At 76.5% G+C, this 22357-nt stretch carries 4 protein-coding genes and 1 pseudogene; 2 read left to right on the forward strand and 3 right to left on the reverse strand.

The window, feature by feature from the left end; genetic code table 11:
• Positions 1-56: 56 nt before the first annotated feature.
• Positions 57-1610 carry an aspartate aminotransferase family protein gene (locus CNX65_RS23375; protein WP_096495685.1) on the forward strand — a complete coding sequence of 518 codons (1554 nt, stop codon included), beginning with the start codon at positions 57-59 and terminating at the stop codon, positions 1608-1610.
• Positions 1607-2779, forward strand: a complete 1173-nt coding sequence (locus tag CNX65_RS23380) for an acyl-CoA dehydrogenase family protein (RefSeq protein WP_096495686.1) — start codon at positions 1607-1609, stop codon at positions 2777-2779. Before CNX65_RS23375 ends, CNX65_RS23380 begins: the two co-directional genes overlap by 4 nt.
• Before the next feature lie 72 nt (positions 2780-2851).
• Here CNX65_RS23380 and CNX65_RS23385 read toward each other — a convergent pair whose 3' ends face one another.
• The 3 genes and pseudogenes from CNX65_RS23385 to CNX65_RS37335 form a co-directional block, all read right to left on the reverse strand.
• A complete protein-coding gene (locus CNX65_RS23385; protein WP_096495687.1) occupies positions 2852-3259 on the reverse strand; it encodes a YybH family protein in 408 nt (135 codons plus the stop codon).
• A gap of 81 nt (positions 3260-3340) precedes the next feature.
• Positions 3341-9658 (reverse strand): annotated as a pseudogene (locus CNX65_RS23390) (thioester reductase domain-containing protein); the annotation flags it as partial.
• Positions 9659-9728: 70 nt separating this feature from the next.
• The gene (locus tag CNX65_RS37335) at positions 9729-22130 is read right to left on the reverse strand and encodes a type I polyketide synthase (protein WP_096495689.1); all 12402 of its coding nucleotides are present in this window, start codon (positions 22128-22130) and stop codon (positions 9729-9731) included.
• Between the last annotated feature and the right edge of the window lie 227 nt (positions 22131-22357).

Below are 22357 nucleotides of genomic sequence, written 5' to 3' on the forward strand. Positions count from 1 at the left end.
GAACGGGCGCTGACCTGCTCGTGCTGCGCGCTGGAAAAGTAGCGAGGGACGGGGCGATGGGCACTGCGGAAGTGGAATTGGCCGAGCCGACGATGCTCGGTTGGCTGAGCGATTACGGATTGGACGTCGAATACGTCCGGTCGAGCGGGAACACGTTGTTCGCCAAGCAGTCCGACGGCTCGGAGAAGCCCGTCCTGGATTTCGCGGGCGGCTACGGCTCGGTGCTGCTCGGGCACAACAACCCGGAACTGGTGGAACTGGCGCGCGAACTGCTCGCGGACGGCACGCCCATCCACGCCCAGTTCTCCCGGCACCCCTACGCGAACCGGCTGGCGAACGAGCTGAACGCGGTTCTGCACCGCGAGTTCGGGGTTTCCGAGCCGTACTACGCGGTGTTCGCGAACTCCGGCGCGGAGGCCGTGGAGGCCGCCGTGAAGCACGCCGAGCTGGACCGGGGGCACCGGGTGCGCGCGGTCGTGGAGGCGGTGGGGTCGGCGGTGGCGGCGGCCAGGGCCGCGGTGGACGGCGGGGCGCTGGTCGACGAGGAGGCGTACCGCGAGTTCGGCGTGGCCTCCGGGGACTTCGGCGCGCTGGCCGACCGGCTGGTCGCGCTCGCCGGGGAGGCGGCGTCGCGGCGCCCGGTGTTCCTGGCGCTGGAGGGCGGGTTCCACGGCAAGCTCGTCGGCAGCACCCAGCTGACCCACAACCCCGGTTACCGCGAGCCGTTCTCGGCGCTGGCCAGGCCGACCCGGTTCGTGGCGCTGAACCGGCCGGAGTCAGTGCGGGAGGTGCTGGAGCCGGAGCGGGTGTGGCTGCGGGAGCCGGTGGTCGTCGACGGCGTGGTGCGCCTGACCGACCGGGAGCTGCCGGTGGTGACCGCGTTCCTGCTGGAGCCGGTGCAGGGCGAGGGCGGCATCCGCGAGGTGGAGGCCGAGTTCGCCAAGGAGATCGGTGCCGCCTGCGAGGAGGCGGGCGTGCCGGTGGTCGTGGACGAGGTGCAGAGCGGCATGGGCCGGTGCGGGGCGTTCTTCGCCAGCTCGCAGATCGGGCTGCGCGGCGACTACTACGCGCTGTCCAAGAGCCTGGGCGGCGGGATCGCCAAGGCCGCGGTGATGCTGGTGCGCGGCAAGCACTACCGGGGCGACTTCGAGCTGGTGCACAGCTCGACCTTCGCCAAGGACAGCTTCTCCTGCACGGTGGCGCTGCGGGCGCTCGCGCTGATGGAGGCCGACGGCGGGCGGGCCTACCGGGTGGCCGCCGAGCGCGGGCGGCGGCTGGCCGGGGTGCTGGAGTCGATCAGGGCCGACCACCCCGACCTGGTGCTGGAGGTGCGCGGCCGGGGCCTGATGCTCGGGTTGGAGCTGCGCGACCAGTCCGGCAGCGCGAACGCGGCGGTGGCCGGGCAGGCGGCGGCCGGGATGCTCGGCTACGCGGTCGCGGGCTACCTGCTGCGCGAGCACGCGATCCGGCTGTTCCCCACGGCGAGCGCGACGAGCACGCTGCGGTTCGAGCCCTCGCTGCACGTGTCCGACGAGGAGATCGCGCGGCTGGAGAACGGTCTGCGCGACGTCATGGCGGTGCTCGGCGACCCGGCGAGGAGGCTGGTGTGACCACGGCCGTGGAGTTCGCCGAGGCGCGGGAGCGGGTCCGGGAGTTCGTGCGCGACGAGCTGCTGGGCGAGCGCCCGGAGCTGGACGTGCTGGGTGACATGCCGCTGCCGCTGTACCAGGGGTTCGCCAAGACCGGGCTGTCGAACTGGTGGCTGAGCCCGGAGCTGGGCGGGCTCGGGCTGACGCTGGAGCAGAGCGTCGACCTGGTGTCGGAGCTGTCGTACGGCGACGCCGGGGTGGCGTTCACCCTGCTGATCTCGATCATGGCCACGAACATGGTGTGGCTGTACGGGTCGGACGAGCTCAAGCAGCGGCACCTGCGACCGCTGGCGGAGTCCGGCGGGTTCGCGGCGACGCTGGGCAGCGAGCAGGCGGCCGGGAGCGAGCTGGGGCGCACCGCCACCGAGGCGCGGCGCGAGGGCGCCGAGCTGGTGCTCGACGGGGAGAAGTGGTTCGCGACCAACGCGGACTTCGCGGACTTCCTCGTGGTGGTGGCGAAGTCGCCGGACAACCCGTCGGGGCACGCCGCGATCGTGGTGCCGAGGGACGCGCCGGGCGTGCACGTGGTCAAGCGGTGGGACGTGGTGGGCGTGCGGGCCTCCGGCACCTACCAGGTGTCGTTGCGGGGCGTGCGGGTGCCCGCGTCGAACGCGCTGTCCGGGCCGGGGCTGCGGGTGCTGGAGGTGGGGCTCAACGCCAGCCGGGTCCTGATCGCCTCCACCGCGATCGGGGTGGCCAGGCGGATCAGGGACCTGTCGATCGAGTACGCCAGGCAGAAGCCGCTGCGGGGCTCGACGCTGCTGTCCAACGCGGTGTTCGGGGCGAAGATCGGGCAGGCGGAGATGGGCATCGGCGTGATGCTCAACCAGTGCAGGGCCGCGGGCCGCGACTTCGACTCGATCATGCTGGGCGGCGCGCCGGGCGCGGACTTCCTGCGGCACGGGACGTTGAAGTCGGCGCTGGAGACGAAGATGTTCACCGGGCAGATGGGCTGGTCGATCGCGACGACCGGGTCGGAGATGTTCGGGGCGCTGGGCTACACCGGCGAGTCGCTGATCGGGAAGCTGGTGCGGGACATGCGCTACATCTCGATCGTCGAGGGCGGCGACGACGTGCTGCGGGACCTGATGTTCAACCGGTACGCGCTGCCGGAGGGCAAGCGGTACTGAGCGCACGCGGAAGGGGCGGGACGGCCGTGCGCCGTCCCGCCCCTTCCCGGTGCTCCCGCCCGGCCGCGGGGCTCAGTCGTCCGCGCCGCCGTAGGCGTTGTCGATGATGTAGCGCCAGCGGCCGTCCCTGCCCCGGCGCAGCACGTCCGTGCCGGTCCCGCCCAGGTCGATCCGCTCACCGGTGACCGAGGTGCCCCTGATCTCCCAGTCGACGATGAGCAGGGCCGTGTCGCCGTTGACGTAGATCCCCTTGGTGCGGGCCCGCATCGGCACCCGCCAGGAGAGGAACTCGGCGACGTTGGCTCTCCTGGCGTCGCCGCCGACCGGTTCCTCGCCCGGCTTCCACACCGACACCGCGTCGGGGCTGTACATGCGCTCGATCGTGTCGTGGTCCCAGGAGTTGAAGGCCCGCAGGAACAGATCGGTCTGCCTGGTCAGGTCGTCGGTGGGGATGTCGTGCACCATCAGCGGTTCGGTCATCACTGGCTCCTCGTCGGCTTGCTCGGTCCGCGCCCCGCCCCGGCCGGGTCGGGCGACCCGGCCGGGGCGGGAGTCGTGCGGCTAGTTCAGGCTGTCCGCGCCCGCGCGGGGGAAGTAGCCCGCGTCGGTGAAGAAGCGCACGTACCTGGTGAACAGCTCGCCGGTCATCGGCGGGCAGGTCAGGCCCGCGTCGCGCAGCGCCTCGTCGGTCCCGGTGACGTCGAAGTCCGGGTAGGCGCCCTCGCCCGCGGCGGCGATGGCCTCGAACGAGTCGAGCAGCGGTTGCAGGGCGTTGTCCCGGTCGGCGCGCACCCGCGCGCTCCACTCGGCCGGGGGCAGCTCCTCCAGCTCGTGGCCGAGCGACCTGAGGTGGCCGATCATGTCCCGGTAGGTGATCGGGGCGGGGTTGGAGACGTGGAAGGTGCGGCCCGCCGCCTCCGGCCTGGTGGCCAGGTGGGTGATGGCGGCGCTGGCGTAGTCGACCGGCACCAGGTGGAACCGGCCTTCCAGGCCCTCGGGGACGGCTCCGCTGCGCAGGATGCCCTTCAGGCCCAGCCACACGAAGTCCCTGGTCTGGCAGGCGCCGTTGACCTGGTCGCCGGAGACCACGTCGACCCGGTACACCGACACGGGCAGGCCGCGCTCGCGGGCCTGGTCGATCATGCGCTCGGCCACCCACTTGGACTGGCGGTAGCCGTTGGACAGCACCTCGGGCGGTCCGGGGATGTCGTCGGTGGTCAGCGGCACGCCGGGGGTGACGGGCTGGTCGAACACGCCCGTGGAGGACACGAAGTGCACGGGCACCGTGCGGTGGGCCGCGGCCAGGCGCAGCACCTCCTCGGTGCCCGCGACGTTCACCGGGCGCAGCGCCTGGTAGGGCTGGAGCCAGTTGACCTCGGCGCCCGCGTGGAACACCACGTCGGCGGTGCGGGCCAGCAGGTCGCGCACCTCCTCGGGCAGCCCGAGGCCGGGCAGGCCGAGGTCGCCGGGGTGCACGACGACCCTGGACAGGTCGACCTCGTCGTCGAGCCGGTACCAGCGCAGGTTCTCGGCGATCCTGGCGAGCCCGGCGGCGGCGTCGGGGGCGCGCACGACGGCGTGCACGCGGGCCCGCGTGGTGCGCAGCACGTCCCTGAGCAGGAACGCGCCCAGGAACCCGGTGGCCCCGGTGAGCAGCACCTCGTCGGGGTCGGCGGCGTGGGTCGCGGTGGTGGCGGCGGGGACGACGTCGTCGGCCAGCAGCGCCTCCCGCGCGAAGTCGACCTCGGCGCGGGCGGGCGCCTGCGGGGCGCCGAGGTCGCGCAGGAAGTCGGCGACCGCGTCGGGGGTGGGGTGGTCGAACACGAGCGAGGCGGGCAGGGGCGAGCCGAGGGTCGCGGCGAGCCGGTTGCGCAGCTCGACCGAGGTGAGCGAGTCGAAGCCCAGCTCGGGGAACGGGCGGTGCGGCTCGGGCGGGGCGGGCAGGCCGAGGACGGCCGCGACCTCGGCGCCGACCAGGTCGAGCAGCAGGGCGCGCCTGCGGGCGGGGTCGGGTTCGGCGAGCGGGTCGGGGGCGGCGGAGGTGTCGGTGTTGACGGCCCTGCGGCGCAGCGGGGTGCGCACCAGGTCCGCGAACAGGGGTTGGGGCGTGCCGGAGGCGCGGATGGCGGTGATGTCGAGCGGGGTGGCGACGACGGCGGGCAGGCCGCTGTCGAGGGCCGCGTCGAGCAGCGCCGGGCCCCGGTCGGGGGTGACGGGGCGGAAGCCTGCGCGGGCGATGCGGGCCAGGTCGACCTCGGAGAGCGCGCCGCCCATGCCGGTGGGCATGGCCCACAGGCCCCAGGCGATCGAGGTGGTGGGCGCGCCCCGGTCGGCGCGCAGGTGGGCGAGCGCGTCCAGGAACGTGTTGGCGGCGGCGTAGTTGGCCTGGCCGGGGCCGCCGGTGGTGGCGGCGATGGAGGAGAAGTGGACGTGGTGGGCGTCGGGGAGCAGCCGGTGCAGGTGCCAGGCGGTGTGCACCTTGGGGCGCAGCACGGCCGCGAGGCGCTCGGGGGTGAGGGTTTGCAGCGCGGTGTCGTCCAGGACGCCCGCGGTGTGCAGGACGAGGTCGACCCGCCGGTCGCGCAGCACCTCGGCCAGCGCGGCCGGGTCGGTGGTGTCGGCGGCGAGCACCTCCACCGCGGCGCCCGCGCGGCGCAGGTCCGCGCACAGCTCGCCCGCGCCGGGGGCGGCGGGGCCGCTGCGGCTGACCAGGACGACGCGGGCCGCGCCGTGGGCGGTGACGAGGTGGCGGGCGAACAGGGCGCCGAGCGCGCCGGTGCCGCCGGTGACGAGGACGGAGCCGCCGCGCGCCCGGCGCCGCCAGGAGTGGTCGGCGATCGCGGTGGGGGCGCGGCGCAGGCGGGGCGCGCGGACGTCCGCGCCGAGCGCGAGCAGCGGCTCGCCGGTGGCGACGGCGGCGGGCAGCAGGGCGGGGTCCCAGTCCTCGGCGACGTCGACGAGGGTGAGGCGGTCGGGGTTCTCGGCCTGGGCGGACTTGAGCAGGCCCCACAGGGGGGCGGTGTGCGGGCTGGTGAGGGCGTGCGCGTCGGTGGCGCCGGAGGTGAGCACGACGAGCCGGGAGGCGGTGGGTCGGGGCTGGGCGAGCCAGTCGCGGACCAGGTCCAGGGCGGCGGTGGCGTCGGCGAGCACCCGGTCGGGGACGTCGGTGTCGGTGGCCCCGGTCAGGAACGGGGCGACGAGCAGGTCGGCGTCCGGGGCGTCGGCCGGGGTGCGGACGACGGTCGCGCCGGGCAGGTCGGGCAGACCTCGGCCGGTGTCGAGCACGGCCGTGGTGCGGGTGGTCGGCGGCGGGACGGGCAGCGGCTTCCAGACCACGTCGAACAGCGCCCTGCGGGCGGCGGCGGTGCGGTCGGGGGTGAGGGGGTCGCCCGCGTGGAGGGTGATCTCGTCGACGGTGGCGACGGGGCCGCCCGCCAGGTCGGAGAGCCGCAGCGCGAGCCGGTCGCCGTCCAGGTCCGCGCGGACGACGACCGAGGTCGCGCCGACCGCGTGCAGGCGCACCCCGCTCCAGCGGGTGGGGACCCGGCCGCCGGTGGCGGCGCGCACGGCCTCGGCGAGCAGGGCCGGGTGCAGGTTGTAGGCGGCGGCGTCGGCGGCCGAGCCCTCGGGCAGCGCCACCGGGAAGGCGTCGCCGTGGGTGTGCTCCGGCGGGTCGGCGTGGGTCGGGACGGCGCGGGTCGGGACGGCGCGGGTCCGGTCGGCGTGGGTCGGGGCGGCGTGGGTCGGGGCGGCGTGGTCGGCGGACAGCGAGCCGCTGGCGGCGAACTCCCACTCCGCCTCGGGGTCGTCGTCGGGGCGGGTGTGCACGAGCAGGGAGCGGACGCCGTCGGGGTCGGCCGCGCCGAGGACCAGCTGGATGGCCAGGCCGCCGTCGACCGGCAGCGCGGGCGGTCGCGGCACCACCAGCTCCCGCAGCAGCGTGCAGCCCAGCTCGTCGCCCGCGCGCCCGGCCAGCTCGACGAGCACCGCGCCGGGCAGGGCCAGGACCCCGTCGACGGCGGGCCCGGCCAGCCACGGGTGGCTGCGCACCGAGACGTGGCTGGTGACCACGAGCGCGTCGGAGCCCGCGACCGGGACGGCCGCGCCGAGCAGCGGGTGGTCGACCGGGGTGAGGCCGACCGAGGACAGGTCGGCGCGGGACTCCTCGTGCTCCAGCCAGAACCGGGTGCGCTGGAAGGCGTAGGTGGGCAGGTCGAGCGCGGGGTGCGCGCCGCCGAGGAACGCGGCCCAGTCGACCGCCGTGCCCCTGGTGTGCAGGCGGGCGACGGCGCGGACGACGCCGTCGGCCTCGGTGTCGGCCTGGCGCAGCAGCGGCACGGCCAGAACCGCGGCGTTCGCGTCCAGCGCCTCCTGCACGAGGGCGCTGAGCACCTCGCCGGGGCCCAGCTCGGCGAAGGTGGTGGCGCCCAGCTCGCGCAGCGCGCGCGCGGCGTCGGCGAACCGCACCGCGCCGGTGACGTGCCGCACCCAGTGGCCGGGGTCGGTCAGCTCGGCGGTGACGAGGTCGCCGGTGGCGGTGGAGACCACCGGGATGGTGGGCTCGCGGTACTTCAGGGTGGCGACGACCTCGGCGAACTCGTCGAGCACGGGCCTCATCAGCGGCGAGTGGAAGGCGTGGCTGACCGACAGCGCCTTGACCGAGCGCCCGGCGGCGGTCAGCCGGGCGGCGGCCTCGTCGAGCGCGTCGGCCGCACCGGAGAGCACGACGGAGGCGGGGCCGTTGACGGCGGCGATCCCGAGCACGTCCTCGCGACCGGCCAGCAGCGGCAGCACCTCCTCCTCGGAGGCGCGCACCGCGAGCATCCCGCCGCCCGCGGGCAGCGCGGACATGAGCCGGGCGCGGGCGCTGACCAGGGTCGCCGCGTCGTCGAGCGAGAGCACGCCGGAGACGTGGGCGGCGGCGATCTCGCCGATGGAGTGCCCGGCGAGCAGGTCGGGGCGCACGCCCCAGGACTCCAGCAGCCGGAACAGGGCGACCTCGATCGCGAACAGGGCGGGCTGGGCGTTGCCGGTGTCGCGCAGCGCCTCGGCGTCGGGGTCGGCCAGCAGCTCCCGCAGCGGCGTCCCGCCGTGCGGGGCCAGCGCCCGCTCGACGTCGGCGAGCGCCTCGGCGAACGCCGGGAACGCGGCGGCGGCGCGCAGGCCCATGCCGGGGCGCTGGGCGCCCTGGCCGGTGAACAGGAACGCGGTCTTGCCCGCGGCCGGCGAACCGGTGACGACGGAGGCGGACTCGCCCGCCGCGGTGCCCCGTTCGGCGAGCGCGGTCAGGCCCTGCTCCAGGTCGGCGCGGCTCCCGCCGAGGACGACGGCCCGGTGGGACAGGGCGGAGCGGGTGGTGGCGGCGGCCGCGGCCACGGCGGCCGGGTCGGCGTCGGGGTGGTCGGCCCACCAGCGCAGCAGCCGGTCGGCCTGCGCGGACAGGGCCCGCTCGGAGCGGGCCGACAGCGGCAGGGCGTGCGCGGGCAGCGGCGGCTGCGGGTCGGTCGGGGCGGTCTCGGCGGGCGGCGGGGCCTGCTCCAGGATCACGTGCGCGTTGGTGCCGCTCACGCCGAACGCGGAGACCGCGGCGCGGCGGGGGCCGTCGGTCTCCGGCCAGTCGCGCTGCTCGGTGAGCAGCCTGACCTGCCCCGCCGACCAGTCCACCACCGGGGTGGGCCGGTCGACGTGCAGGGTCGCGGGCAGCACGCCGTGCCGGATGGCCAGCACGGACTTGATGACGCCCGCCACGCCCGCCGCGGCGACGGTGTGGCCGATGTTGGACTTGAGCGAGCCCAGCCACGCGGGTCGGGCGCGGTTCTGCCCGTAGGTGGCGAGCAGCGCCTGTGCCTCGATCGGGTCGCCCAGGCGGGTCCCGGTGCCGTGGGCCTCGATCAGGTCGACGTCGGCGGCGGTGAGCCGGGCGTCGGCCAGTGCGGCGCGGATGACGCGCTGCTGCGAGGGCCCGTTGGGTGCGGTGAGGCCGTTGGAGGCCCCGTCCTGGTTGACGGCGGAGCCGCGCAGCACCGCGAGGACCTCGTGGCCGTTGCGGCGGGCCTCGGACAGCAGTTCCAGCACGACCACGCCGACGCCCTCGGACCAGGTGGTGCCGTCGGCGGCCTCGGCGAACGACTTGCAGCGCCCGTCGGGGGCGAGGCCGCGCTGGCGGGAGAAGTCCACGAACGCCGACGGCGTGCCGTAGACGGTGGTGCCTCCCGCCAGCGCGAGGGTGGACTCGCCCTGGCGCAGCGACTGGGCGGCCAGGTGCAGCGCGACCAGCGAGGACGAGCACGCGGTGTCGACCGACACCGCGGGCCCCTCCAGCCCGAGCGAGTAGGACACCCGGCCGGAGGCGACGCTGCCGAGCCCGCCGGTGGTGAGGTAGCCCTCCAGGTCGGTGGGGCCGCTGAGCCCCAGGTAGCTCTGGGCGACGATGCCCGCGAACACGCCGGTGCGGCTGCCCCTGAGCGCGGCCGGGTCGAGGTGGGCGCGTTCGAGCGCCTCCCAGGCGACCTCCAGCAGGACCCGCTGCTGGGGGTCCATGGCGGTGGCCTCGCGGGGGCTGATGCCGAAGAACTCGGCGTCGAACGTGGTGGCGTCCGCGATGAACCCGCTGTGCCGCGAGTAGGACTTGCCGGGCAGGCCCGGTTCGGGGTCGTAGATGCCGTCGGTGTCCCAGCCCCGGTCGTCGGGGAAGGGCGCGATGGCGTCCCGGCCGTCGGCGACCAGCCGCCACAGGTCCTCGGGTGAGGACACGCCGCCGGGGAAGCGGCAGGCCATGCCGACGATGGCGACCGGCTCGCGCTTGCCCGACTCCAGCTCGGCGAGGCGCTGCTTGGTCTTCTTCAGGTCGGCGCTGACCCACTTCAGGTACTCGACGAGCTTGTCTTCCTTGTCCTGGGACATGCGGGTTCCCGCCCTCCTTGGCACGTGCGTCGTCGGTGTCGGGCGGTCAGCCCGCGGTGCGGCCCAGCTCGTTGTCGATGAACGCGAACAGGTCGTCCGCGGTGGCTTCCGCCAGCTGCCCCACCGGGTCCTCGCCAGGGGTGTTCGCGGCGGCGGTGGGTTCGGTGAGCCGCGCGAGGATGGCGCGCAGCCGGTCGGCGACCTCGGCGGTCGACTCGGCGCCGTCGCCGCCGCGCGGGGCGGTGGCGAGCAGCGACTCCAGCCGGTCCAGCTCGGCGTGCAGCGGCGCGGCGGGTTCCGGCCCGCCGGGCGCGAGCAGCCCGAGCAGGTGGTCGGCGAGGGCGGCCGGGGTCGGGTGGTCGAAGACGGCGGTGGCGGGCAGCGCCGCGCCGGTGGCGGCGTTGAGCCGGTTGCGCAGGTCGACCGAGGTGAGCGAGTCGAAGCCGAGCTCCTGGAGGGCCCGGTCCTCCTCGATGCCGTCGGCGTCGTCGCGGTGCAGCACCGAGGCGACCTCGGCGAGCACGGCCGCCAGCAGGATCGTCCGGTGCTTGGCGGCGGGCGCGGCGGCGAGGTCGGCGAGCAGCCGCGAGGTGACCGGCTCGGCGGTGGGCGCGCCCTCGCGGGGCGGGACCAGGAGCCGGTCGCCGCGCGCGGCGGCCAGCGGGACGCCCGCCGCGAGCAGGGCCGCGAGCACGTCGGGGTCGGGCCGGTCGGTGTCCAGGTCGACCAGCAGGACCCGCCCGTTGTGCTCGGCGGCGGCGCGCAGCAGGTTCCAGGCGAGCCTGGCGTCCTCGCCCGCCCGGTCGCCGCCCAGCGCCGGGGCGATCCCGGTGGTGGTGACGACGAGCCGGGGGCCGTCCCAGCCCCGCACCAGGTCCAGGGTGCCCCTGGTGCGGGCGTAGCGGGCCTCGGGGGTGTCCGCCGGGTCGGCGGCGAGGTGCACGGCCAGCGGCAGCAGCACCGCGTCGGCGTCGGCGGGCACGTCGGCGGCGGTGGTGACGACCGGCAGGCCGGGCAGGTCGGCCGCGCCGTGGTCCAGGTCGAGCACGACGAGGGACCTCGGCTCGGCGGGCCGGGTCGGGTGGATCTCCTCCCAGTCGGGGGCGGCGGCGGTCCGGCCCGCGCCGGGGGCGACGACGAGCGCGTACCGGTCGCGCTGGAAGCCGTAGGTGGGCAGGTCGACGTGCCTGGCCCCGGAGCCGTCGAGGAACGCGGCCCAGTCGACGGCCACTCCCCTGGTGTGCAGCAGCGCCAGGGTCTCGGCGGTGGTGTCGACCTCGGGGCGGTCGCGGCGGGTGGAGGCGAGGGCGGCCCGGTCGCGCCGCTCGGGCAGCGCGTCGAGCACCTGCTCGGCCATGGTGGCGAGCACGGTGTCCGGCCCGACCTCCAGGAACGTGGTGGCGCCGAGCGCGACCAGCGCGGTGGTGGCGGGGGCGAACCGGACGGCGCCGCGCACGTGCCGCACCCAGTGGTCGGGGGTGTCCACCGGCGCGTCGGCGGCGCCGGTGAGGGTGGAGACGATCGGGGTGGTCGGCCGGTGGTAGGTGACGGTGGCGGCGACCTCGGCGAACGCGTCGAGGACCGGCTCCACGAGCGGGGAGTGGAAGGCGTGGCTGACGTTGAGCCTGCGGGTGCGCCTGCCGAGGGCGCGCCACGGCTCGGCGGCTGCCAGGGTGGCCTGCTCCTCGCCCGCGAGGACGACGGCGCGCGGCCCGTTGACGGCGGCGATGTCGACCAGCCCCGGCTGGCCTGCCAGCTTCGCGCGGACCTCCTCCTCGGTGGCCTCCACGGCGACCATGGCGCCGGTCGCGGGCAGCTGGTGCATGAGCCTGCCGCGCGCGGCGACCAGGCGGGCCGCGTCGTCCAGGGAGAACACGCCCGCGACGTGGGCCGCGGCGAGCTCGCCGATGGAGTGCCCCGCCAGGAAGTCGAAGCGCACGCCCCAGGACTGCCACAGCCGGAACAGGGCGACCTCGACGGCGAACAGCGCGGGTTGGGTCAGCCAGGTCTCGTCGAGCGCCTCGCCGGTGGTGACGGCCTCGCGCAGCGAGCGGCCCAGGTGCGGGTCGAGCGCGGCGCACACCTCGTCGAACGCGGCCTCGTAGGCGGGGTGGGCGTGGGCGAGGTCGATGCCCATGCCGACGCGCTGGGCGCCTTGGCCGGTGAACAGCGCGGCGAGCCTGCCCGCGCCGGTGGTGCGGCCGGACGCGGCCGGGTCGAGCGCGGTGAGGCGGGCGCGCAGGTCGTCGGCGTCGGAGCCGACGAGGACGGCGTGCCGCTCGTGGGTGGCGCGCCGGGTGGCCAGGGTGAGCGCGACGTCGGCGGGGCGGGTGTCGGGGTGCTCGGCGAGGAAGGCCGCGAGCGCGTCGGCCTGGGCCTTGAGCGCGGCGGGGGTCTTGGCGGACAGCAGCCACGGCACGACCGGGTCCGCGCCGCCCTCCCCCGGCTGCCCGTGCTCGGGCGCCTGCTCGACGATGACGTGCGCGTTGGTGCCGGAGATGCCGAACGAGGAGATTCCCGCGCGGCGAGGCCTGCGCGCGTCGGGCCACGGGGTGGCCTCGGTCAGCAGGGTCACCGCGCCCGCGTCCCAGTAGACGTGCGGGGACGGCTCGGTGACGTGCAGGGTCTTGGGCATCAGGCCGTTGTGGATGGCCTGGACGGACTTGATGACGCCCGCGACGCCCGCGGCGGCCTGGGTGTGGCCGATGTTGGACTTGAGGGACCCCAGGTACAGCGGGGTCTCCCGGTCCTGGCCGTAGGTGGCCAGCAGGGCTTGGGCCTCGATCGGGTCGCCGAGGGAGGTTCCGGTGCCGTGCGCCTCCACCAGGTCCACATCGGACGGACGCAGGCCCGCCGCTCCCAGCGCCCGCCGGATGACCCGCTCCTGCGAGGGACCGTTGGGCGCGGTCAGGCCGTTCGACGCCCCGTCCTGGTTCACCGCCGTGCCGCGCACCACCGCCAGCACCGGGTGCCCGTTGCGCCGGGCGTCCGACAACCGCTCCAGCACCAGCAGACCCGCGCCCTCCGACCACCCCGTGCCGTCCGCGTCGGCCGAGAACGCCTTGCAGCGGCCGTCGGCCGACAGCCCGCGCTGGCGGGAGAACTCGATGAACGGGTTGGGCGTGGACATGACCGTGACGCCGCCCGCGAGCGCCAGGTCGGCCTCGCCGGAGCGCAGCGCCTGCCCGGCCAGGTGGATCGCGACCAGCGACGACGAGCACGCGGTGTCGATCGTCAGCGCGGGGCCCTCGAGGCCGAAGGTGTAGGCGAGGCGGCCGGACGCGACGCTGCCCGCCGTGCCGCTGGCCAGGTAGCCCTCCAGCTCGGCCGGGAGCTGACCGGACTGCTCGGTGTAGTCGGTGTACATGACGCCCGCGAACACGCCGGTGCTGCTGCCGCGCAGCGCGGCCGGGTCGATGCCCGCCCGCTCGAACGCCTCCCACGCGACCTCCAGCAGCAGCCGCTGCTGCGGGTCGGTGGCCAGCGCCTCGCGCGGGGACATGCCGAAGAACTCCGGGTCGAAGTCGTAGGCGTCGTGCAGGAAACCGCCGCTGCGCGTGTAGGTGCGGCCCGCCCGGTCCGGGTCCGGGTCGTAGAGGGCGTCGGTGTCCCAGCCCCGGTCGGTGGGGAAGTCGCCGACCGCGTCGACCTCGTCGCGCACCAGCTCCCACAGCTGCTCCGGGGAGCGCACCCCGCCGGGGAAGCGGCAGGCCATGCCGACGATCGCGATCGGGTCGTCCTCGGTGGCGGCGGCGACCCGGTCCTGCCGGGTCTCGTCGGGCGCGGCGGGGCCGGAGACCTGCGCGGACAGGTAGCCCGCGACCGCCGAGGGCGACGGGTAGTCGAACACGAGCGTGCTCGGCAGCCGCAGCCCGGTGGCGGTGTGCAGGTGGTTGCGCAGCTCGACGGCGGTCAGCGAGTCGAAGCCCAGCTCCTTGAACGCGGCGGCCATCTCGACGCGGGAGCCGTCGGCGTGGCCGAGGACCTGCGCGACGGTGGCCCTGACCAGCTCGGCGACGGCCGTGTCGCGCTCCCGCTCGGACAGCCCGGCCAGGCGGCGCTCCAGCGCGGACCCGCCGCCCGCGGACGGCTCGGCCTCCCCGGCCGCGGCGCGGCGGGTGGCGGCCGGGGTGATCAGGCCGCGCAGCACGGCGGGCAGCCGCTCGCCGAGCGCGCGCAGCGCCGCGTGGTCGAGCGCGGCGGCGGTCACCTCGGGCAGGCCGGAGGCGGTGGCCGCGTCGAGCAGGGCGAGCCCGGCCTCGCCGGTCAGCGGCAGGACGCCGTTGCGGGCCAGGCGGGTGCGGTCGGTGTCGGTGAGCGCGCCGGTGATGCCGCTGCTGTCGGCCCACAGGCCCCAGGCGATCGAGGTGGCGGGCAGGCCGAGGTGGGCGCGGTGGCGGGCCAGCGCGTCCAGGAACGCGTTGCCCGCCGCGTAGTTGCCCTGGCCGGGGTTGCCCAGGACGCCCGCGACCGACGAGTACAGGACGAGCGCCGCGCGGTCGCCGAGCAGCTCGTGCAGGTTCCAGGCCGCGTCGACCTTCGGGGTGAGCGCGGTGGTCAGGCCGCGCGCGTCGAGCGAGGTGACGACGCCGTCGTCGACGACGCCCGCCGTGTGCAGCGCGACGCGCACGTCGTGGCCGCGCAGGGCGTCGGCGAGCGCCGCGCGGTCCTGGGCGGCGACGGCGGTGACGGTGACGCGCGCGCCCTCGGCGGTCAGCTCGGCGACCAGGTCGGCCGCGCCGGGCGCGTCGGGGCCCCGGCGGCTGAGCAGCAGCAGGTCGCGGACGCCGTGCTCGCGCACCAGGTGCCTGGCGGCGAGCGCGCCGAGCGCCCCGGTGCCGCCGGTGATCAGGACCGTGCCCGCGTCCCACGCGACGGCGGCGGCCCGCTCGGGCTCGGCCGCGACCAGGCGGGGCACGAGGACCTCTCCGGCGCGCAGCGCCAGCTGCGGCTCCCCCGTGCCCAGCGCCGAGGGCAGCGCGGCCCACGACTCGGCGGTCCCGTCGTGGTCGACGAGGAGGAACCGGCCGGGCTGCTCGGACTGGGCGCTGCGCAGCAGGCCCCAGACGCCCGCGTGGTGCGGGGACTCGTCGGGGCGCGCCCCTCCGCCGCCGGTGGTCACCACGGCCAGCGCGGTGTCCTGGAGCCTCGGGTCGGCCAGCCACACCTGGAGCAGCTCCAGCGCGGCGCGGGTGGTGGCGTGGGCGGCGCGCGCCGGGTCGCCGTCCGGTTCGGGCAGCAGGACGACCGCGTGGCGCGGCACGTCGTCGCCGCCGAGCGCCTGGGCCAGGTCGGGCAGGTCGTAGTAGGCGCGGGTGGGGTTGGCGTCGCCGGGCAGGGCGAACACGTCCACGAAGCCGTCCGCGCCGACCGCCGACCACGGCACGGGCTCGCCGGTCTGGGCGGGCCGCCACTCCGGGCGCAGCAGGGCGGCGCCGCCGCTGTCGCGCAGCGCCGCGCGGGACACCGGGCGCAGCACCAGCGAGCGGGCGGTCAGGACCGGCGCGCCCGAGGTGTCGGCGGCGGTCACGGACACCACGAGGGTGTCCTGGTCGGGCCGGGTGACCCGGTGGCGCAGGCGCAGCGACCTGGCGCCCTCGGCGTGCGCGGTGACGCCGGACCAGGCGAACGGCAGGACGGTGGTGCCGCCGTCGTCGGCGACGCCGGGCAGCAGCGGGTGCAGCGCGGCGTCGAGCAGCGCCGGGTGCAGCGTGAACGAGGCCGCGGCGGGCCACTGGTCGGCGGGGAGGGCGACCTCGGCGAACAGGTCGTCGCCCGCGCGCCAGGCGCGTTCCAGGCCGCGGAAGACCGGGCCGTAGCCGTAGCCGCGCTCGGCGAGCCGGGCGTAGGCGTCGGTCAGGTCGAGCTCGGTGGCGTTCGGCGGCCAGGCGCCGAGGTCGGTGTCGGTGTCGGCCGCGGGCGGGGTGGGGGTGAGGGTCCCGGTGGCGTGCTCGACCCACTCGGCGCCGTCGCGGTCGCGGCGGGCGTGCACGCGCAGCGCGCGGGACCCGTCGGCGTCGGGGGCGTCCACGACGACCTGGACGAGGGTGCCGCCGCGCTCGGCCAGCACCAGCGGCGCGGCCAGCGTCAGCTCGTCGACGTGGTCCGCGCCGACCCGGCCGCCCGCCCACAGGGCCAGCTCCAGGTAGGCGGTGCCGGGCAGCACGGTGGCCCCGGCGATGGCGTGGTCGGCCAGCCACGGGTGGCTGGTGGCGGCGAGCCTGCCGGTGAGCACGAGCCTGCCGCCCGCCAGGTCGACGGCCGCGCCCAGCAGCGGGTGCCCGGCGGGGGCCAGGCCCACCCCGGTGACGTCACCGCCGGTGGGGGCGTCGAGCCAGAACCGCTGCGGGCGGAACGCGTAGGTGGGCAGGTCGACGCGGCGCGCCCGGCCACCCCGGTAGGGGGTGGTCCAGTCGACGTCGGCGCCCGCGACGAACAGGGCGGCCAGCGCGGACAGCACCGAGCGGGGCTCGTCGCGGTCGGCGCGCAGCAGCGGCGCGGCGACCACGTCGACGCCCGCCTCGGCGGCGATGGCGGGGACCAGCGCGGACAGCACGGCCGTGGGGCCCAGTTCGACGAGCGCGGTGACGCCCTCGTCGAGCAGGGCGCCGACCGCGTCGGAGAAGCGCACGGCGGCGCGGGCCTGGCCGACCCAGTAGTCCGGGGCAGCCAGCTCGGCGGGGTCGGCGAGGCGGCCGGTGACGGTGGAGACCAGGGGCACGCGCGGGGCCGAGTAGGCGACGGTGGCCGCGACCTCGGCGAACTCGGCGAGCATCGGCTCGATGAGCGGCGAGTGGAAGGCGTGGCTGACCTCGAGCCGCTTGGTGCGCCTGCCGCGCGCGGCGAGCGCCTCGGCGACCGCGGTGGCGGCCTCGGTCTCGCCCGCGACGACCAGCGCGGTGGGGCCGTTGACGCCCGCGACGCCCACCCGGTCGCCGTGCCCGGCCAGTTCGGCGAGCACCTCGTCCTCGGTGGCCTCCACGGCGATCATGACGCCGTCGCGCGGGAGTCGCTGCATGAGCCTGCCGCGCGCGACGACCAGGCGGGCCGCGTCGTCCAGGGAGAACACGCCCGCGACGTGCGCGGCGGCGAGCTCGCCGATGGAGTGGCCCACCAGGAAGTCCGGGCGCACGCCGTGGTCGGCGAGGAGCCGGAACAGCGCCACCTCGACGGCGAACAGCGCGGGCTGGGTGAAACCGGTCTCGTCCAGGCCGTCGCCGCTCTCGACGACCTCGCGCAGCGGGCGGTCCAGGTGCGGGTCGAGCGCGGCGCACACCTCGGCGAACGCCGCCGCGTAGACCGGGGACGCCTCGGCGAGGGCGAGGCCCATGCGGGCGCGCTGCGCGCCCTGGCCGGTGAACAGGAACGCGGTGCGGGTCGGGGCGGCCTGGCCGGTGACGGCGGTGGGGCCGCTCTCGCCGCGCGCGACGGCGGCGAGCGCCGCGAGGAGGTCCTGGCGGTCCTCGCCCCACACGACGGCCCGGTGGTCGAGCGCGGTCCTGGTGGCGGCCAGGGACCAGCCGACGTCGGCGGTGGTGTGCCCGGTGGAGGTGGCGAACCCCAGGAGGCGTTCGGCCTGCGCGGCGAGCGAGCCCGCGCCCCGGCCGGAGAGCACCCACGGCAGCGGGCCGGTCGTGGTGTCGGGTTCCGCTGGCGCGGCGGGGGTGTCGGCCGGTTCGGCCTGCTCGACGATGACGTGCGCGTTGGTGCCGGAGATGCCGAACGAGGAGATTCCGGCGCGGCGCGGCCGGTCGGTGTCGGGCCACGGGGCGCTGTCGGTGGCCAGGCGCACCGCGCCCGCGTCCCAGTCGACGTGCGGGGTGGGCTCGTCGGCGTGCAGCGTCCTGGGCACGATCCCGTTGCGGATGGCCTCGATGGACTTGATGACGCCCGCGACGCCCGCGGCGGCCTGGGTGTGGCCGATGTTGGACTTGAGGGACCCCAGGTACAGCGGGGTCTCCCGGTCCTGGCCGTAGGTGGCCAGCAGCGCTTGGGCCTCGATCGGGTCGCCGAGGGAGGTGCCCGTGCCGTGCGCCTCCACCAGGTCCACATCGGACGGACGCAGGCCCGCCGCCCCCAGCGCCCGCCGGATGACCCGCTCCTGCGAGGGACCGTTGGGCGCGGTCAGGCCGTTCGACGCCCCGTCCTGGTTCACCGCCGTGCCGCGCACCACCGCCAGCACCGGGTGCCCGTTGCGCCGCGCGTCCGACAACCGCTCCAGCACCAGCAGACCCGCGCCCTCCGACCACCCCGTGCCGTCCGCGTCGGCCGAGAACGCCTTGCAGCGCCCGTCGGCCGACAGCCCCCGCTGGCGGGAGAACTCGACGAAGATGCCGGGCGTGGACATGACCGTGACGCCGCCCGCGAGGGCGAGGGAGGCCTCTCCCCTGGCGAGCGCCTGGCTGGCCAGGTGGATCGCCACCAGCGACGACGAGCACGCCGTGTCGATCGTCAGCGCGGGCCCCTCGAGGCCGAAGGTGTAGGCGAGGCGGCCGGAGGCGACGCTGAGCTGGTTGCCGGTGAGCAGGTAGCCGTCGTGGCCCTCGGCGCCCTGGTGCAGGCGCGGGCCGTAGTCCTGGGCCATCGCGCCGACGAACACGCCCGCGTCGGTGCCGCGCAGCGCGGCCGGGTCGATGCCCGCCCGCTCGAACGCCTCCCACGCGACCTCCAGCAGCAGCCGCTGCTGCGGGTCCATGGCGGTGGCCTCGCGGGGGCTGATGCCGAAGAACGCGGCGTCGAACTCGTCGGCGTCGTGCAGGAAACCGCCGTAGCGGGCGTTGGTGGAGCCGCGCTTGTCCGGGTCGGGGTCGTGCAGCGCCTCGGTGTCCCAGCCCCGGTTGTCCGGGAACTCGGAGATGGCGTCCACGCCGTCGCGCACCAGCTCCCACAGCTGCTCCGGGGAGCGCACTCCGCCAGGGAAGCGGCAGGCCATGCCGACCACGGCGATCGGGTCGTCGGAGGTGGGCGTCGCGCCGTCCACGACCAGCTCGGCGGCGGCGCCGCCCAGCTCGCGGTCGAGGTGCTCGGCGAGCGCGCGCGGGGTGGGCTGGTTGAAGGTCAGCGCGGCGGGCAGGGCCAGGCCGGTGGCCGCGCCGAGCTGGTCGCGGAACTCGACGGCGGTGACCGAGTCCATGCCGAGGTCCTTGAACGTGCGGCCCTCGGCGACCTCGGCCGGCCCGTCGAAGCCGAGCACCGGGGCGGCGTTGGCGCGCACCAGGTCGACCAGCACGCGCAGCCGCTCGCGGTCGGACAGGCCGGTGAGGCGGGCGCGCAGCGCGCCGGTGCGCTCGTCCTGCGGCGCGGGGGCGTTCGCGCTCGCGGGGGTGGCGGCGCGGGTGACCACGCCGTCGCCGGAGAACCAGAAGTGCTTGCGCTGGAAGGCGTAGGTGGGCAGGTCGACGAGCTGCGGGGCGTCGGTGAGCGGTCCGGTCCAGTCCAGGGCGATGCCGTGCGCGTGCGCCGCGCCCAGCGCGAGCAGGAAGCGGCGGGGGCCGCCGTCGTCGCGGCGCAGCGAGCCGAGCGCGGTGGCGCCCGCCACGCCCTCGGCCTCGATCGTCGACTTGACGGCGTGGGTGAGCACCGGGTGCGGGCTGGTCTCGACGAACGCGCGGTGGCCGTCGGACAGGAGCAGGCGGACGGTGTCGTGGAAGTTCACCGTGTGGCGCAGGTTCCGGAACCAGTAGGACGCGTCCATGCCGGTGGTGTCGAGCACCTGGCCGGTCAGGGTGGAGTAGAACGGGATGTCGGCGTGGCGCGGGCGGACCGGTTCGAGGAGTTCGAGCAGTTCCGCGCGCAGGCTCTCCACGTCGGCGGAGTGCGAGGCGTAGTCGACGGCGATGACCGAGGCGCGCACGTCCCGCGCCTGGTAGTCGGCGACGATCTCCCGCAGCGCCACGGGGTCGCCCGCGACGACGGTGTTCGCGGGGCCGTTGACGGCGGCGATCGAGACCCGGCCGCCGTGCTCGGCGATCCGCTCGGCGACCTGGGCGGCGGGCAGGGACACCGCGGCCATGCCGCCGGTGCCCGCGAGCGCGCGGATCGCCTTGCTGCGCAGGCAGACGACGCGGGCGGCGTCGTCGAGCGAGAGGGCGCCCGCGACGTGCGCGGCGGCGATCTCGCCCTGGGAGTGGCCGATGACCGCGTCCACGCGCAGGCCGTGGTGCTGCCACAGGCGGGCCAGCGACACCATGACCGCGAACAGGGCGGGCTGCACGACGTCCACCCGGTCCAGCCCCGGCGCGCCGTCGACCTGGCGCAGGACCTCGTCCAGTGACCAGTCGGTGAACGCGGAGAGCGCCCGGCCGCACGCGGCGAGGTGCCCGGCGAAGACCGGGGAGGAGTCGGCGAGCTCGACGGCCATGCCCGCCCACTGCGAGCCCTGGCCGGGGAAGACCAGCACGACCCCGCCGGTGGCCCCGACCTCGCCGCGCACGAGGTTGGCGGCGGCCTCGCCCGAGGCGAGGGCGGCGAGCCCGGCGTCCAGCTCGGCGCGCCCGGCCCCGACGACGACGGCGCGGTGCTCGAAGGCGGTCCTGGTGGTGGCGAGCGAGAGGGCCACGTCGACGGGCCGCTCGTCGGTGAGGTGCGCGGCCAGCGCGGCGGCCTGGGCCTGCACGGCGGCACGGCTGCGCCCGGAGAGCAGCCACGGGACGTGGGCGGCGGGCGGCGCCGGGACCGGCGGGGGCGCGGCGGCGGGCGCGTGCTCGGGCGCGGTGGCGGGGGTTCCGGCGACGGGGGTTCCGGCGGTGGCCTGCGCGCGCCCGGTCGCGACGGCGGGGGTTCCGGTGGCGGGCTCATCGACGGCGGGCGCGTGCTCGGGCACGGTGGCGGGGTCGCCCGCGACCGTGGCCTCGGCGGCGCGCTCGTCCCGGTCGGCCTGCCCATCGGCGGCCTGCCTGCGCCCGGCCTCGGCGGGCGCGCTCCCCGCGATGTGCCCGGTCACCGCGGCGGGCGGGTTCCCGGTGGTCGCCAAGCCCTCGGCGGCCCTCGGGCGTCCGTTCCCGGCGGCAGACCCGCCCGCAGCGGCGGGCTCGGTCGCCGCAGCCAGCTCGGTCTCCGCAGCCAGCTCGGTCTCCGCGGCGGGCGCGACCCCGCCCCCTGCCGGGGTTCCGGCAGCGGCTCGGCCCCCGTCCGGGTGCGCGGGGCGGCGGACCGGGGCCGGGGCCTCGGTGAGCACGACGTGCGCGTTCGTGCCGCCCATCCCCCACGAGCTGACGCCCGCCACGAGCGGCCGGTCGGGGTGGGGCCAGTCCGAGAGTTCCGCGTGCACGCGCAGACCCAGCTCCCCCAGGGGGATCTCCGGGTTCGGCGTCGCGAAGTTCAGCGTCGCGGGCAGCCTGCGGTGCCGGATGGCGAGCGCGGTCTTCACCAGGCCGACGATGCCCGCCGCGCCCTCCAGGTGGCCGACGTTCGACTTGGCGGAGCCGACCCGCAGCGGGTCGTCCTCCCGGCCCGCCATCGCGGCGCCCAGCGCGCGCGCCTCGATCGGGTCGCCCACCGGGGTCCCGGTGCCGTGCAGCTCCACGTACTGGGCGCTCGCGGGCGTCACGCCCGCGGCGGCGAACGCGGCGCGGACGACCTCGGTCTGCGCCCGCTCCCCCGGCACGGTCAGGCCCTCGGTGGCGCCGTCGCTGTTGACGGCGCTGCCCAGCAGCACCGCGTGCACCGGGTCGCCGTCGGCCAGCGCCCGGTCCAGCCGCTTGAGCAGCACCACCGCGCCGCCCTCGCCCCGGACGTAGCCGTTGGCCGCGGCGTCGAGGGGGCGGCTGCGGCCGTCCGGGGACAGGGCGCCGAAGCGCTCCAGGCTGACGGTCTGCTCGCCGAGCAGGTTCAGGTTCACGCCGCCCGCGATGGCCAGGTCGACCGCGCCGTCGCGCAGCCCCTCCGCCGCCAGGTGCACGGCCACCAGCGACGACGCCTGCGCGGCGTCCACGGTGACGCTCGGGCCGCGCAGGTCCAGCGCGTAGGACACCCGGTTCGCGATGATGCCCCGGTGGGTGCCGGTCACGGTGTGCGGCGTGATCGCCGACGTGCCGTGCTGGTAGAGCAGGGCGGCGTAGTCGTCGCGGATGCTGCCGACGAACACCGAGGTGCGGCTGCCGCGCAGGTCGGCGGGGACGATCCTGGCGTCCTCGACGGCCTCCCAGGCCAGTTCGAGCACCAGGCGCTGCTGCGGGTCCATCGCCGCCGCCTCGCGCGGCGAGACGCCGAAGAAGTCCGCGTCGAACTCCGCGACCGAGTCGAGGAAACCTCCTCGGGTCACACCGGGTGACGCCTGCTCCCAGCGCCCGGCGGGAACGTCGGTGATGGCGTCCACGCCGTCGCGGAGCAGCGCCCAGAACGCGTCGGGGCCGTCCGCCGACGGCAGGCGCACCGCCATCCCGATGACGGCGACGGCGTCCTGCGGCCCGCCGGGAACCTCCTGCTGCCCGGCTGTGGGGTGGTCCATGCTGCCGACCGCCTTTCCTGACCAGCTAACCGAATGGGGGGCGTCCTGCTTTCCGGGCCGAAGGTAGGTCGGGGGCGGTAACGGGCCACTCTGGCCGGGCGCGGTGAGAATCCCGTTACCCGGCGGTGGAGGGGGTGGGCGGCGCTCGTGGTTACAGTCGGTCGCGTCCGACGAGTTGAGTCCTTTGTGGATCGCAGGAGGCGCGCGCGCCGCGACCACGCCGACCC

The organism is Actinosynnema pretiosum (assembly GCF_002354875.1).
Classification (GTDB): Bacteria; Actinomycetota; Actinomycetes; order Mycobacteriales; family Pseudonocardiaceae; genus Actinosynnema; species Actinosynnema auranticum.

What these genes read in the sequence shown, in the direction of transcription:
- CNX65_RS23375 (WP_096495685.1), top strand. Translation starts at nt 57, where the DNA reads ATGGGCACTGCGGAAGTGGAATTGGCCGAGCCGACGATGCTCGGTTGG.
- CNX65_RS23385 (WP_096495687.1), bottom strand. Translation starts at nt 3,259, where the DNA reads ATGACCGAACCGCTGATGGTGCACGACATCCCCACCGACGACCTGACC.
- CNX65_RS37335 (WP_096495689.1), bottom strand. Translation starts at nt 22,130, where the DNA reads ATGGACCACCCCACAGCCGGGCAGCAGGAGGTTCCCGGCGGGCCGCAG.